The organism is Nocardioides sp. NBC_00368, from assembly GCF_036090055.1.
Taxonomy (GTDB): Bacteria; Actinomycetota; Actinomycetes; order Propionibacteriales; family Nocardioidaceae; genus Nocardioides.
This window is the reverse complement of sequence record NZ_CP107970.1, coordinates 1169395-1183389: the sequence shown is the minus strand read 5'-3', so window position 1 is coordinate 1183389 and position 13995 is coordinate 1169395. Positions and strand designations below refer to the sequence as shown.

The following is a 13995-nucleotide window of genomic DNA, read 5'->3' as shown; positions in this document are numbered from 1 at the left end:
GACCCGAATCCTAGCACTGCTAGACATTCGAGCAGCAGCACTGCTAGCGTTGCACTCCGTTCTAGCACTGCTAGCTTCTTGGAGGAGCATCATGTTCAGCACACTCGAGGTCGTCACCACCGTGGTCGTCGGCGTCATGGTGGGGGTCGAGTTCTCGGTCGCCTTCGTCATGAACCGGATCCTCAACGCACTTCCCGAGGACAGCAGCCAGCTCGGTCACGCTCACGGCGGCCGGATGCTCGGCGCCGTCATGCCGGTCTGGTACATCGGCTCGCTCGTGCTGGTGATCATCTGGGCCATCGCCGGGTGGCAGCACGACGACACTGCCCTCGTCATCACTGCTGGCGCGCTTCTGATCCTCAGCGTCGTCATGTCGGTCCTGCTGCTCGTTCCGATCAACAACCGGAACAAGTCCTGGACCCCCGAGAACCGGCCCGAGGACTGGAGGACGCAGCTGAGCCGCTGGGAGCGCTGGCACTACCTCCGCGTCGCCGTCATCATCGCCGCCTTCACCCTGCTCGCCGCCGCCCTCGTCTGAGCCCGCCCGGCCTCGCGTCCTCGACCCCGAACCCGCAAGGGAAGGCACCATGTCCCGGCATCCCGGGTCCTCTGCCCCTTCCTCGGGTTGCCGGGCGGCACCGAGGCTGTGGCTGTCGGATCCTGAACCCTGGAGGTGACGCGACGCCATGAGCCGGACCGAGCCCGCCCTTCTCGATCGCGAGACAGCGTCGTCCTCGGCGGTCCGCGTCGTCGTCGCAACCATCGGGCTGGTGGCATCGCTGGCGGGGATCGAGCACGGGGTGGGCGAGCTCCTCCAGGACGCCTCGACGGCCGATGGGCTGGTGATCGAGTCGTGGCCGGACGTGGCAGCCTTCGAGCCGTTGGACGGTGAGCCGGCCATGACCCTGATCCCCGACCTGCGCATCGCCGGTGTGGTCAGCGTCGTGACCGCCCTTGCCCTGGGATGGTGGGCGGTACGGGCCCGGCCTCACCGCCGGGACGGCTGGGGGCTGCTCGGCCTCTCCGTTCTGCTGCTGGTGGTGGGCGGTGGGTTCGGACCGCCACTGGTCGGCCTCGTGCTGGCCATCGGTCTGCTCCGCGCAGACCCGAGGACCCGGCCCAGGAAGCCCGGCCGTGTTCGCCACGCGCTGGCTTCTGCGTGGCGCTCCCTACTGCTGCTCACCGTGAGCAGCTTCCTGGCACTCCTTCTCGGCGTCGTGCTGCTGCAGTGGCTGGCCGGCGTCGACTCGACCTGGCTGCCCGCACTGCTGCCTCCGGTCGCCTTCGGCGGACTGGTGCTCACCCTGGCCGGTGCGCTGACAGTCGATCGAGAGGGCGCCCGCGAAGGCGAGGTGTGAGATGCAGGAACGAGAGTCGGTCGGGTTCCTCCACGGCGACATCCCCTACCTGAGGATCGGCCACGGACCGCCGCTGGTGTCGGTGCTGGGTCTGACCCCCGAGCACGATGTGCCCACGGGTCTGCAGCGTCGGATGGCGCTAGCCTTCGCGACCCCGTTCGCCCAGGACTTCACCGTGCTTGTCGTCAATCGCAGGCGAGGACTGCGACCAGGACAGTCGATGTCCGACATCGCAGGCCATCTGGCCGACGCGATCGCGCACGACCTCAGCGAGCCGGTGTTCCTGCACGGCACCAGCACCGGCGGGTCGGTCGCGCTCCAGCTCGCCGTCGACCGGCCGGACCTCGTTCGCCGACTCGTAGTGGTCTCATCGGCGTGCCGACTGGGGTCACGCGGGCATGCGATGCAGGCAGAGATGGCACGCCTGATCAGGGCCGGAGAGCCACGCGCGGCGTGGGCATCCATGATGACGGGCATGCTTCCGCGGCCACTGAGGCGTCCGACAGGCCCGCTCGTGCGCTGGGCGGCCCGCCCGATGGTCCCCGCCGACCCGACCGACCTGCTCGTCACCCTCGATGCCGAGGACGCCTTCGACGTCGAGGCCGACCTGTCGCAGATCACGGCCCCCACACTGGTAGTCGGCGGCCGCAGCGACGCCTTCTACAGCCCGGAGCTTTTCCACCGCACAGCGCAGGGCGTACCCGACGGGCGGGCTCACCTCTTCGACAAGTGGGGTCATGCCCGTGCCTCCACCTCGACCGCGACCACCCACCTCACCCTGGGCTTCATGCTCGCCGGGGCACCAGCTTCTTCACCGAACAGCCCACCTGCGCGACCTGACTGAGGCGCCTCGCGTGAGCCCGGGTCAGCGGAAGGCGGACTCCCCCGTCAGCGCCTGCCCGATGATCAGCTGGTGGACCTCGCTGGTGCCCTCGTACGTCAGGACCGACTCGAGGTTGTTGGCGTGGCGCAGGATCGGGTACTCGAGCGTAACCCCGGCGGCGGCGAGGATGGTGCGGCACTCGCGGGCGATGGCGATGGCCTCGCGGACGTTGTTGAGCTTGCCCAGCGAGATCTGCTCGGAGCGGAGGGTGCCTTCGTCCTTCAGGCGCCCCAGGTGCAACGCCAGGAGCATCGACTTGCCGAGCTCCAGGGTCATGTCGGCGAGCTTGGTCTGGGTGATCTGGTAGCCCGCGAGGGGCTTGTCGTAGATCTCCCGGGAGGCGGCGTACGCGATGGCGGCCTCGAGGCAGTCACGGGCTGCCCCGACGGCGCCGAAGACGATGCCGAAGCGAGCCTCGTTGAGGCAGGACAGCGGGCCCTTCAGACCCCTGACCTCGGGGAAGGCGGCGGAGGCCGGCAGCCGGACCGAGTCCAGGACGATCTCGCCGGTGACCGAGGCGCGCAGCGAGAGCTTCTGCTTGATCACCGGGGCGGAGAAGCCGGGCGTGTCGGTCGGGACCACGAACCCGCGGATGCCCTTGCCGTTCTCCCCCTCGTCGGTCTGGGCCCAGACGACCGCGACGTCGGCGACCGGAGCGTTGGTGATCCACATCTTGGTGCCGGAGAGCACCCAGTCGTCGCCATCACGCCGGGCACGCGTGCGCATCCCTGCCGGGTTGGAGCCGAAGTCGGGTTCGGTCAGCCCGAAGCAGCCGATCGCATCGCCGGCCGCCATCCGCGGCAGCCACTCCTGCTTCTGCTCCTCGCTCCCCCACTTCCAGATCGCGAACATCGCCAGCGATCCCTGCACCGAGACCAGCGAGCGGATCCCGGAGTCGGCGGCCTCGAGCTCCAGGCAGGCCAGGCCGTACGCGGTGGCGCTGGTGCCCGCACAGCCGTAGCCCTCCAGGTGCATCCCGAGCACGCCGAGCTTGCCGAGCTCGGGGGCCAGCTCCTTGACCGGCACCGAGCCCGCCTCGAACCAGTCGGCGAGGTGCGGCTTGATCTCCTTCTCCGCGAAGGATCTCACCGTGTCGCGGATCGCGCGGTCCTCATCGCCGATGAGGGCCTCGGTGCCGAAGAGCTCGAGCGGGGTCTGGGGCATGGGGAGTCTCCTTGGGGTTCGATCGGGGCCGCGACCGATTGTGTCACCCGTCACGCCGACTGGTTTGAACCGTTCGCCACAGCGCTCCGTAGTAGGGATGAAGGCCGGCATCGGGTCGGCCTCGCGGCGAGAGGAAACGGCGTGCGGACACGTACGAAGGCAATGGTCGGGATCGGTGCGGCAGTGGTCGTGGTCGGAGGGGTCGCGGCGATCTTCGGACCCCGCTGGTACGCCGACCGGGCCGAGGACGCGGCGGCGGACAAGCCCAGCCTCAGCGCGTCGGCGGCGCCGGCTGACGGCGCCGACAGCACCGGCACCTGGACCGTCTCCGACGGCTCCTACGCCGGCTACCGCCTCGACGAGGTGCTGCGCGGCGAGGACGTCACCGTCACCGGCCGCACCGAGGACGTGACCGGCGAGGTCACCATCGCGGAGGACGAGGTCACCGCAGCCAGCATCGAGGTGAAGGTGGCCACGATCGCCACCGACTCCGGCAACCGGGACGGCTACTTCCGCGACAACGCGATCGAGGCCGAGAAGTTCCCGACCGCCACCTTCGAGCTCACCCAGCCCGCTGCCCTCGAGGCCGGTGCCACCGAGGTCGAGCTGGTCGGCGATCTCACCGTGCACGGCGAGACGAAGTCGGTGACGGTGGACGCCGAGGTCGGCGGTGACGGCGCCAGCGCCCTCCAGGTCGTCGGTAGCGTCCCGATCACCTTCGCGGACTTCGGTGTCGAGGCCCCGAACCTGGGTTTCGTGAGCGTCGAGGACACCGGCAGCGTCGAGTTCTCGCTCGAGCTGGTCAAGGGCTGACCGGGGCTCTGGGATCCTGGTTCGGTGCGGGGAGGTGACATGGGCGCGGAGGACGAGCTGCTCGTAGCGGTGCACGACGCCCACTCCGAGGCGCTCTACCGCTACGTCGTACGCCGCACCGGCGACGCCGAGGAGGCTCGCGACGTGGTGCAGGAGACGCTGCTGCGGGCCTGGCGCAACCCGGAGGTGCTGCAGCGGCCCGACGACGGCGTACGTGCCTGGCTGTTCACCACCGCCCGCAACCTCGTCATCGACGACCTGCGCAGCGCGCGCCGCAAGCGGGAGTACGCCGCGGAGTCGCCCCCTGACCAGAGCCGGGCCGACCACACCCAGGCCGTGCTCGACTCCTGGGTCGTCGCCGATGCGCTGCTGGCCCTCTCCGCCGAGCACCGGGCCGTCGTGGTCGGCGCCTACTACGGCGGCCGGTCGGTGGCCGAGCTCGCCCGCGAGCTCGACATCCCGCCCGGCACCGTGAAGTCTCGGTTGCACTACGGACTGCGAGCCCTGCGTCTCGCCCTGCAAGAGAAGGGGGTCACCTCATGAACGATCACCTCGATGCCTCCGGGCACGAGACGTTCGCCGACTGGGACGCGTCCTACGTGCTCGGGGCGCTGAGCCCGAGCGACCGCAGGGCCTACGAGCGACACCTGACCGGCTGCGCCGTGTGCCGCGAGGCCGTCGCCGAGCTCGCCGGAATGCCGGGGCTGCTCGGGGCACTCTCCCGGGAGGAGGCCGAGGAGCTCCTCGAGGACGCACCTGCCGAGGTCACCCCGCCGCCGCTCGCCGACCTGGCCGGGGCCGTACGCAGGTCGCGACTGCGTCGCCGGGCGTTCGCGGCTGCGGCCGCCGTCGTCCTTCTCGCCGGTGGCACGGCCATCGGCGGGCTGCTGCTCGGCCGCGACGGGAACCAGGAGCCGATCGCCCGGCCGTCGGCATCCGTCACGCCGTCAGGCTCCGCGGATGCGAACGTCCGCACCGTCGACCTGCGCCCCGTGGGCAGCGTCGACATGTGGGCCCAGCTCGTCGTCACCCCGACCTCGTGGGGCACCAAGCTCACGTGGAGCTGCCACTACCCGCCCGAGCCCGGGAAGACCCCGCCGACGTCGTCGGACTACGAGGCGGCGCCGGTGACGTACGACCTGGTGCTGGTGCGCCGGGACGGGGCGCGCACCGTCGCCGGGTCGTGGACCTGGTCGGGCGGGGAGACGCTCGGGCTGGACGCCTCCTCCGCGGTCCCGATCGCCGACGTCGAGCGGGTCGAGATCACCCTCGACGGCGACGACACCGCGGTCGCGGCCGCCTCCCTGACCTGAGGCTCTACAGCCTCAGCTCGGAGACGGTCTTCTCCCGCATCTCGACCTTGCGGACCTTGCCGGTCACGGTCATCGGGAACTCCTCGACGACCAGGACGTAGCGCGGGATCTTGTAGTGAGCGAGCTTGCCCGTGGCGTACGCCTCCAGGGTCTCGGCCGTCATCCGCTCCGCGCCGGGGCGCAGGCGGACCCAGGCACAGAGCTCCTCGCCGTACGTCTCGTCGGGAACCCCGATGACCTGGACGTCCTCGATGTCGGGGTGGGTGTAGAGGAACTCCTCGATCTCACGCGGGTAGATGTTCTCGCCGCCGCGGATGACCATGTCCTTGATACGGCCGACGATGTTGCAGTAGCCGTCGGGGTTCATCACGGCGAGGTCGCCGGTGTGCATCCAGCCCTCCTCGTCGACGGCCGCGCGGGTCTTCTCCTCGTCCGCCCAGTAGCCGAGCATCACCGAGTAGCCCCGGGTCTGGAGCTCGCCGGCCTCACCCCGAGGAAGCACCGCTGCGGTGGTCGGGTCGACGATGCGCACCTCGACGTGCGGGTGCACCCGGCCGACGGTGGCGGTGCGGTGCTCGAGGTCGTCGTCCCGCCGGGTCTGGGTCGAGACCGGAGAGGTCTCGGTCATGCCGTAGGCGATCGAGACCTCGCTCATGTGCATCTCGTTGACGCACCGCTTCATCACCTCGACGGGGCACGGGCTGCCCGCCATGATCCCGGTGCGGAGCGTGCTGAGGTCGTACGTCGCGAAGTCGGGGTGGTTCTGCATCGCGATGAACATGGTGGGTACGCCGTAGACGGCCGTGCAGCGCTCGTCCTGGACCGCTTTCAGCGTCGCCGCCGGGTCGAAGGCCTGGCCCGGGATGACCATCGTGGCACCGTGGGTGATGCAGCCCAGGTTGCCCATCACCATGCCGAAGCAGTGGTAGAAGGGCACCGGGATCGCCAGCCGGTCGTGCTCGGTGAACCCGATCGTCTCGGTGGTGAAGTAGCCGTTGTTGAGGATGTTGCGGTGGCTCAGCGTCGCGCCCTTGGGATAGCCGGTCGTGCCCGAGGTGTACTGGATGTTGATCGGGTCCTCGGGGCTCAGCTCGTCGGTGACGTGATCGCTCAGCGCCTCGCCGGCACCGGCCTCGAGAAGCGCCGCCCACTCCGGGTCGCCGATGAAGACGGTCCGTTCGAGGTCGGGGCAGTTGCCGCTGACCTGGGCCACCATGCTCCGGTAGTCGGAGGTCTTGAAGTCGGGCGCGGAGATCAGGAGCCTGATGCCCGCCTGCGTCAGGGCGTACGCCAGCTCGTGGGTGCGGTAGGCCGGGTTGATGTTGACCAGGATGGCGCCGATCTTCGCCGTCGCCACCTGGGTCAGGGTCCATTCCGCACAGTTGGGCGCCCAGATGCCGACCCGGTCGCCCTTCGCGATCCCGGCCTTGCGGAGCCCGACGGCCAGCGCGTCGACGTCACGGCTCATCTCGGCGTACGTCCAGCGGCGGCCGGTCGCCACCTCGACCAGCGCCTCCCGGTCACCGAACCGGGCGACGGTGCGATCGAAGCTCGCCCCGATCGTCTCCTCCAGCAGCGGGGTGGCGGTCTCGCCGGCGGCGTAGGAGTCCGTCATGGTCTCAGGCGCCCCTGATGAGGTCGGCGGCACGCTCGCCGATCATGATCGCGGGCGCGTTCGTGTGGCCGCGCACGATCCTCGGCATGATCGAGGCGTCGGCGACGCGGAGGCCTTCGACGCCGCGTACGCGCAGGCTCGGATCCACCACGCTCGCCTCGTCCGTGCCCATCCGGCAGGTGCCGGTCGGGTGGTAGAGGGTGTGCGCGTGACGGGCCAGGAGCGCGTCGGCGACCTCCTCCGCGGTCGAGCCGGCCGGGAGATCGGGACGCAGGAGGTCGCCGAGGATCGGCTTGAGCGCGGGCTGCGAGGCGATGTCCAGAGCGGCCCGGACGCCCTCGACCATCGCGGCGCGGTCCCTTCCTTCCGGGTCCGAGAGATACCGCGGGTCGATGAGCGCCTTGGCGGCAGGGTCCGCGGAGGCGAGCGTGATCCGGCCGCGGCTGGCCGGGTCGACCAGGATCGGGCCGGCGACGACCGCCTCGCCCACGAACGGCACCAGCCCCTCGTCGAAGAACCCGACCGGAGCGAAGATCATCTCGATGTCCGGCGCCTCCAGGTCGGGACGCGAGCGGAGGAAGCCGTAGGCCTCGCCGACGTTGGAGGTGAGCATCCCTCGCCGGCGCAGCAGGTAGTTGGCCAGGTGGCGGAGCGACTCCGCGGTCGCGAGCGAGCCCTGCTCGACCTCCCAGCCGAGACCGGCGACGAGGTGGTCGGTGAGGTTCTCCCCCACCTCCCGCGTGTCGTGGACGATCTCGATGCCGAGGTCCTTCAGGTGGGCGGCCGGCCCGATCCCGGAGAGCATCAGCAGCTGCGGGGTGTTGACCGCGCCGCCGGAGAGGATCACCTCGCGTCGTGCGGTGACGGTGGTCTGCCGACCGTCGACGACGGCTTCGACACCGGTCGCGCGGTGTCCGTCGAAGGTCACCCGGGAGACCTGGGCGCCGGTGAGCACCTTCAGGTTGGCGCGTCTCGCGGCGGGCCTGAGATAGGCGGCGGCGGTGCTCCACCGGGTGCCGCGGCGCTGGGTGACCATGGTCTCGACGTACGCCTCGGGGTTGGGGCCGTTGGCCCGCCCGCGGGTGAAGCCGGCCTGCTCGGCGGCCTGGAGGAACGACTCGGTGTAGGGGCGCGGGCTCCGCTGCCGCTCCACCCGGACCGGGCCGCCGGTGCCGTCGAGCGCGGTGGCGTCCTCGACGTCCTCGAGCTTCGCGTAGGCCTTCTTGACGGCGTCCCAGCCCCACTCGGGTCCTGCCGCCGCGCCCCACTCCTCGTAGTCGGTCTGGAGCCCCTTGACCCACATCATCGCGTTCATCGAGGAGCTGCCGCCCAGCATCCGGCCGCGCGGCCAGTAGATCCGGCGGCCGCCGAGCTCCGGCTGCGGCTCGGTGGAGTAGTCCCAGTCGTGCTCGCTCCGGAAGAGCTTGGAGAACGCCGCCGGGACGTGGATGTTCATGCCCTTGTCGCGCGGGCCTGCCTCGAGCAGGGTCACCTGGACGCTCGGGTCCTCGCTGAGTCGTGCCGCGAGCACGGCCCCCGACGATCCTGCCCCCACCACCACGTAGTCCGTGGTGAGCTCTTGAACGCTCGTCTGGCTCATATCTCTCCTCCGTCAACGCTGACAAGGGTGGCTGCCACACTGAACGTACTGGGACCCATCCGGCTTGTCAGGCCCTCCGGCGGATTCCGGCGGGGCGAATCCGGACGCGCGCTATCGCGCCCGGAGACGGTGACGAACGACTTCGACGGCGGCCTCGACGTCCGCCGGAGAGCGGATCTCGATGACGACCGGCAGCATGGCTCCGGACATCTGCGCCTGGCTGATCTGGGTGCGGAGATCTTCAGGAAGCGGCAGCGCAGTGAGTTCCTCGCGGTGTCGCGCTGAGAAATAGCAGGTGACCGTGGCGTAGCCCTCCCACACCGCCAGCCAGGCTACGTTCTTCTTCCCCCGGAGCGCTTTGCGCAGCCAGCCGCCGTCGCGGAAGTGGTGCCACGACAACACCAGGTCGAGGTCGGGGCCGCTCAGCGCTGGCTCGAGACGTTGCCAGGCGACGAAGGAGGTGCCCAGGTGGACACGGATCTGCTCGTCGTCGGGCGGACGATCAGGATCAGTCAGGACGGCACCGCGGGTGGACACCGGTCGACGGTAGCGATCAGACCGGCGTTGACAGCAGAGCCCAACGGCCCGCGCGGCCCGACATCACGGTGACCTTGGGCTCTTCTCCTCGCGGACACCCACGCCTAGCGTCGAAGTCAAGGAGACGAGATCCGTCAAGGAGGGGATGGCATGCCTCCGCACTGTGACTCGATGGACGGCCCGGTCGTCGCTGCGGCTCGCGAGGCGCTGGAAGCGGCTGATGTGAACCTTGTCCTGCCATTCGTACCCGCCGAAGCGGAAGCCGAGGTCCGCGCTGCCTACGACCGTGTGGCGCCGCTTCGTGACACCGGACCGCAGGTCCGCGAGACCGCCGAGCTGTGGTTCTTCGAGACCGTGGTGCGCCTGCACCGCGCCGGGGAGGGTGCTCCGTACACCGGTCTGAAGCCGGCCGGGCTGTCGGTCGGTCCCGTGATCCCCTTGGCCGAGCGCGCGATCGAATCAGGCTCGAGCCAACAGCTGGTTGACTATCTGACCGATGTTCTCCGCGCCGAGCTCGAGCAGCGCCTCGACGCCGTCCGGCATCTGGCCGTACACCGCGCCCGGTCCCTGGAGGACGAACGACGCTACGTGGAGGCCATGCTGGGTTACCAGGTGTACAGCCACCGTCTCTACGGCGCGATGCGGGCCACCGATCACCATGAGGCGACTGCGCACTCCCACGCGGAGTAGGCCGGCGGCGACCCGACGACGGTCATCACCGACTGGCTCTCAGTCGGCGAGGAAGGCGCCCAGGGCGTAGGCGGGGTGGCGGTCGAGGTTGTGGCGGCCGCGGTCGTAGCGGCGGGTGGTGCGCGGGTCGGCGTGACCCGCGGCATCCTGGACGTCCTCGAGAGGTATGCCGGCTTCGCGCGCCAGGGTGACGAACGTGTGGCGCAGGCTGTGCGGGGAGAGCTTGTCGCCGTGCTCGATGCCCGCGGATGCACCCAGGCGACGGATGAGGCGGAAGGCCTCGGAGCGGTGCCAGCGGTTGCCGGTGCTCGTGACGAAGACCGGGCCGTCGACTCGGGCGTCGAGGTAGGTGTCGAGGGCCTGGGAGGTCGCCGGGTTGAGGACGACGTCGCGCCGGGCGCCTCCCTTGCGGGTGATCGTCAGGATGCGGTGGCCGCGGGAGTGGCTGAGGTCGGTGACGTCGGCGCCCAGGGCCTCCGAGATGCGCAGCCCGTCGTGGAGCAGGAGCGTGACCAGGGCGGCTGCGCGGCTGGAGTGGTCGCGTGCGGCGGCGAGGAAGGCCCGCGCCTCTCCCCTGTCCATCCCCAGGGTCTGGGAGTCGTTGCTGGTCCTGGGGCGCTTGATGTGATCTGCCGGCGAGGTGCTCAGGACGTCCTCGGCGACGCCGTAGCGGTAGAAGCCGGCGATAGCGGAGAGCCGCCGAGCGATCGTCGCCGGGCTCCGTCGTGTCTCGAGGTGGCGGGCATAGCCGTCGACCATCGCCCGGTTGGCGGCGAGCGGGTCGATGTCCAGGGCCGCGCACCAGCCGAACCAGTCGGCGAGGTCTCGTCCGTACGCCGCGCGGGTGTGTCCTGCGTAGGAGAGCAGGAACCTGCGGGCGAGCGCCGCAGCCCTCTTCTCCGGGGGCAGCTCCGCCAGGTCGCCGAGGAACAGCTCTCTGACGGATTCCGTCACCGCCAGGTCTGTGGTCGGGGTCTGCGGACGGTTCTCGATGGCGCTCACAGGCACACATCATAATGCCAGTTATGTTGTGTGTCCTCGACGGATCTCACTTCGGGGCTTATTAGGTATTCGTTTCGTCTTTCGTCACGCTATGATGACGCAATGACGGAAACGATCGTTGTCGACGAGAAGCTCTGCCGTTTCCCCGGCTGTCCCCTGCCGGCGGCGGCTTCGGAGAGCGGGAGCGGCCGGCCGCCGGAGTACTGCGACGACCCCACCCACAACCGAGCCGCCGCCTGGCGCGAGCGAAAGCGACTGCAGCGACTCGCGGAGGCGCGGCCACCCGAGGAGACCGCGCGGCCGGTGCAGGCCGCTCAGCAGCGCGCAGCCGAGATCACCACGCAGCTGACCCAGCTCGCCGATCGGTTCCTCGATCAGCTTCCGAAGGCGCTCGAGGAGCTGCGTACGCTCGGTGACCTGACCGCTGCCGAGGCCCAGATCGCCACCGTGCAGAGCGAGGCGCAGGAGCAGATCGCCGCGGCCGGGGCGCGTGCCGTTCGTGCCGAGCAGGCCCAGCGTGCGGCCGAGGCGGAGCGGGACGAAGCGGATGCCGCCGCCGCGGAGGCGTTGGAGGAGTCCGAGCGCTCCGCCGAGGTCCTGAGGCAAGCGCTGGCGGCCACCACCGCGGCCGAGGAGTCCCGTCAGGACGCGCAGGCCGCCTTGGAGAGGGCCGAGTCGCAGGCGAGGGCCGCGGCGGAGACCGCCGCCGCGACGATCGCCTCGCTCGAGCAGAGCCTTGCCGAGATGACGTCCGCGCGCGCGAGCCTGGCCGAGAGACTCGAGAGGCTGCAGGCCGAGCACGACTCAGCGGTGCAACGTAGGCGGAGCGAGGCCGCCCGCGCCGACCATGCCGAGAAGGCGATGGCGCGGCTGCAGGAACAGCTGATCGCCGAGAAGAGGGCTGCTGAGAAAGCGGTGGCCAGCGCCGAGGCGACGAGCTCCGGGCTGCGTACGCAGCGCGACGCCGCCCGCGAGCAGGTGGACGCGCTCCGCGACAAGATCGCCGACCTGCGCGGCAGCGAGGCCGCTGCCAAGTCGGACCGCGACGCCGCCCGCTCGGAGCTGGACCGCGAGCGCGCCCACGCGGCCGAGCGCCTCGAGGACCTGAGGGCGGCACATCAGGCCCAGGTCACCCAGCTCGTGGAGCAGCTCGAGCGACGTACGCCGCCGGTCGACTCCCCCGAAGCAGGTTCGTGACACGCGCACCCCCAGTTGGAGCGCAGCCGACCCCATCCGCTACTGTTCTTCTCGCAAGCGGACGTAGCTCAGTTGGTAGAGCGCAACCTTGCCAAGGTTGAGGTCGCGAGTTCGAGCCTCGTCGTCCGCTCCACTACGAGGGCCGCCCAGTCGGGCGGCCCTCGGTCAATTTCCCGTGGCGAAACCAGTATCTCGCCACGACTGCTCTAGGATTTCCCTGCTCTGGGATTTCTGAGGCACCAGGTGAGGAACCTGGGGGTCGAGGCCGAATACCGAAGGACTGTGCGTGGGGGGGCGTTGAGTGAGCGGGAAGTTCATCGACGCCTATTCCGTACTCCAGATCGGCCCGGACGCGGACGATGCGGCCGTGCGCGCACGCCATCGCGAGCTCGCCAAGCAGTTCCATCCCGACCGTGGCGGCCGTGTCGCCGACGGCGAGCTGATGATGCGGATCAACCGGGCGCGTGACGTGCTCCTCGACCCGGTGGCCCGTGCGACGCTCGACGAGGAGCTCGCGCGGCGCCGCGGAGTCACTCCCGCTGGACCTGCGGTGAACACCCCGGAGGCTGCTCCTTCCGCCCCGCCGCTCAGCCGCGACCGCCGCTGGCGAGCCGAGTGGGGCAGCAAGGCGCCCCGGCCCGCACCGGCTCCTGGCGCCGCCCAGGGCCCGGTGCCCCCGCCGCCGGCCCGGGTGCGCCCCTCCGTCAGCCGGCTGCGGCAGGCCACCCGCCAGGCTCGTGCGGCCAACCCGGCCCTCTCGGCCCGACAGCGAGCCGCGGCGCCCAAGCCACCTCCCGCGGCACCCGAGACGCCTCGACCGCAGACGACCGCCGGGCAGGCGACGGCGAATCCCCTGCCAGGGAATCCCCCGATGGGGAACCCGTCGATGGGCAAGCCTCAGGGGGCGAGCCCCCAGGTGACACAGCCCCAGGCTCCGAATCCTCAACCGGCCAACCCGCAGCCGGTGACGCCGACGCCGCCGCCGGGCGCGGCGCCAAGGAAGCCGGCCAACGCCTGGTCGCTCTACGCCGTGCCGCTCGACGGCGTCTCGGTTGCGTCGTTGATCGCGAGCGTGCTGTTGTGCGGCCCGCTCGGCTTCATCCTCGGGATCATCGGTCTGGCCCGCACCGCGGACGAGAAGCGACGCGGCCGATGGGCCGCGGTCGCCGGCATCGCCATCAGCAGTCTGACGATGCTGGTCATGATCGGCTACGTGATGCAGGCGATGTCCGCCCCCGCGCCCTGACGCACGCTCATACCTCCGACGTCCCGCCGAGCGGCCATTCCTCGATCACGCGGCAGCCGTGGTTGGCGTACCACTGCAGGCTGATCCGGTCGGCGCGGCACCGCGCCGGCAGCACTGCCGCCAGGGACGTACGCGCCGACTCGAGAGACACTCCCCCGGCGATGTGGTCGACCGTCAGGTGTGGCACCGGCTCGAAGAGCCCCGCATAGGGCGGGCACTGCGGGAACGCGGCACTCAGCTCCGCGGTCAGCGCCGCGAACGGCTCCGCCGGCTCGGGATGCAGATAGATCGTGCCACCGGAGAAGAGGCGCACGTCCTCGAGCACGAAGTCGAAGGATGTGGCAGCGGTCGCGATCTTCTCGACCAGCCTCAGGTCCTCGCTCGTGGGTGAGGCGAGAAACGGCGCGAGCAGCGTGATGTGCGCGTGCACGAAAGCCGGGTCGGTGGAGACGAACGAGTCGTCGTAGTGGCGGGTCCGCTCCAGGACGTACGCCTCCAGCTCGGGCACCGGGACGACCAGCACCGAGTGCCCCGTCGATGCCGTCGCGGCCTCCTCGGTGTTCGTCATGGACCGGAT

Annotated in this window: 15 protein-coding genes and 1 tRNA gene; 10 read left to right on the top strand and 6 right to left on the bottom strand. The window is 70.4% G+C overall.

The features are described from left to right. Positions 1-91 precede the first annotated feature (91 nt). The 3 genes from OG984_RS05560 (at position 92) to OG984_RS05550 (ending at position 2202) form a co-directional block, all read left to right on the top strand. Positions 92-538 carry a DUF1772 domain-containing protein gene (locus tag OG984_RS05560; RefSeq protein WP_328530641.1) on the top strand — a complete coding sequence of 149 codons (447 nt, stop codon included), beginning with the start codon at positions 92-94 and terminating at the stop codon, positions 536-538. Between the two features lie 148 nt (positions 539-686). Beyond that, positions 687-1358, top strand: coding sequence for a hypothetical protein (locus OG984_RS05555; RefSeq protein WP_328530640.1), 672 nt, complete (start codon positions 687-689; stop codon positions 1356-1358). Between the two features lies 1 nt (position 1359). Continuing rightward, positions 1360-2202 carry an alpha/beta fold hydrolase gene (locus tag OG984_RS05550; protein WP_328530639.1) on the top strand — a complete coding sequence of 281 codons (843 nt, stop codon included), beginning with the start codon at positions 1360-1362 and terminating at the stop codon, positions 2200-2202. Positions 2203-2223: 21 nt separating this feature from the next. On the opposite strand, the gene OG984_RS05545 is transcribed toward OG984_RS05550, so the two are convergent. Continuing rightward, positions 2224-3405 carry an acyl-CoA dehydrogenase family protein gene (locus tag OG984_RS05545; RefSeq protein ID WP_328530638.1) on the bottom strand — a complete coding sequence of 394 codons (1182 nt, stop codon included), beginning with the start codon at positions 3403-3405 and terminating at the stop codon, positions 2224-2226. 141 nt (positions 3406-3546) lie between these two features. Between OG984_RS05545 and OG984_RS05540 the strand changes: the two genes are divergently transcribed. Genes OG984_RS05540 through OG984_RS05530 form a run of 3 tightly spaced genes read left to right on the top strand, consistent with a single transcriptional unit; the run spans position 3547 to position 5531 of the window. Then, on the top strand, positions 3547-4218 hold the full coding sequence (locus tag OG984_RS05540; protein WP_328530637.1) for a YceI family protein: 672 nt from the start codon (positions 3547-3549) through the stop codon (positions 4216-4218). A gap of 24 nt (positions 4219-4242) precedes the next feature. Continuing rightward, on the top strand, positions 4243-4761 hold the full coding sequence (locus OG984_RS05535; RefSeq protein ID WP_328530636.1) for a sigma-70 family RNA polymerase sigma factor: 519 nt from the start codon (positions 4243-4245) through the stop codon (positions 4759-4761). Beyond that, a complete protein-coding gene (locus OG984_RS05530; RefSeq protein ID WP_328530635.1) occupies positions 4758-5531 on the top strand; it encodes an anti-sigma factor family protein in 774 nt (257 codons plus the stop codon). The genes OG984_RS05535 and OG984_RS05530 overlap by 4 nt, the downstream gene beginning before the upstream one ends. 4 nt (positions 5532-5535) lie before the next feature. Here OG984_RS05530 and OG984_RS05525 read toward each other — a convergent pair whose 3' ends face one another. From OG984_RS05525 to OG984_RS05515, 3 genes are all read right to left on the bottom strand, one after another. Continuing rightward, positions 5536-7146 (bottom strand): AMP-binding protein, encoded by a 1611-nt coding sequence (locus tag OG984_RS05525; RefSeq protein WP_328530634.1) that lies wholly within the window; start codon positions 7144-7146, stop codon positions 5536-5538. 4 nt (positions 7147-7150) lie between these two features. Further along, on the bottom strand, positions 7151-8746 hold the full coding sequence (locus tag OG984_RS05520; protein ID WP_328530633.1) for a GMC family oxidoreductase: 1596 nt from the start codon (positions 8744-8746) through the stop codon (positions 7151-7153). Positions 8747-8857: 111 nt separating this feature from the next. Further along, complete coding sequence (locus OG984_RS05515; protein WP_328530632.1) at positions 8858-9283, bottom strand: DUF3788 family protein; 426 nt, start codon at positions 9281-9283, stop codon at positions 8858-8860. Between the two features lie 171 nt (positions 9284-9454). Here OG984_RS05515 and OG984_RS05510 point away from each other — a divergent pair, with 171 nt between their 5' ends. Next, positions 9455-9973 (top strand): DUF6448 family protein, encoded by a 519-nt coding sequence (locus OG984_RS05510; protein WP_328530631.1) that lies wholly within the window; start codon positions 9455-9457, stop codon positions 9971-9973. 39 nt (positions 9974-10012) lie between these two features. Here the strand turns inward: OG984_RS05510 and OG984_RS05505 are convergent, their stop codons facing one another. Further along, positions 10013-10975: a tyrosine-type recombinase/integrase gene (locus tag OG984_RS05505; RefSeq protein WP_328530630.1), complete on the bottom strand. Its 963-nt coding sequence runs from the start codon at positions 10973-10975 to the stop codon at positions 10013-10015. A 102-nt stretch (positions 10976-11077) separates the two neighbouring features. On the opposite strand from OG984_RS05505, the gene OG984_RS05500 reads away from it, so the two are divergent. The 3 genes from OG984_RS05500 to OG984_RS05490 all read left to right on the top strand — a co-directional run bounded on the left by OG984_RS05500 (position 11078) and on the right by OG984_RS05490 (position 13418). Then, complete coding sequence (locus OG984_RS05500) at positions 11078-12172, top strand: hypothetical protein (protein WP_328530629.1); 1095 nt, start codon at positions 11078-11080, stop codon at positions 12170-12172. 57 nt (positions 12173-12229) lie between these two features. Further along, positions 12230-12305: transfer RNA gene (locus OG984_RS05495), tRNA-Gly, on the top strand. A 168-nt stretch (positions 12306-12473) separates the two neighbouring features. After that, on the top strand, positions 12474-13418 hold the full coding sequence (locus OG984_RS05490; RefSeq protein ID WP_328530628.1) for a DnaJ domain-containing protein: 945 nt from the start codon (positions 12474-12476) through the stop codon (positions 13416-13418). Positions 13419-13425: 7 nt separating this feature from the next. Here OG984_RS05490 and OG984_RS05485 read toward each other — a convergent pair whose 3' ends face one another. Further along, positions 13426-13986: a 2'-5' RNA ligase family protein gene (locus OG984_RS05485; RefSeq protein ID WP_328530627.1), complete on the bottom strand. Its 561-nt coding sequence runs from the start codon at positions 13984-13986 to the stop codon at positions 13426-13428. Positions 13987-13995 lie beyond the last annotated feature (9 nt).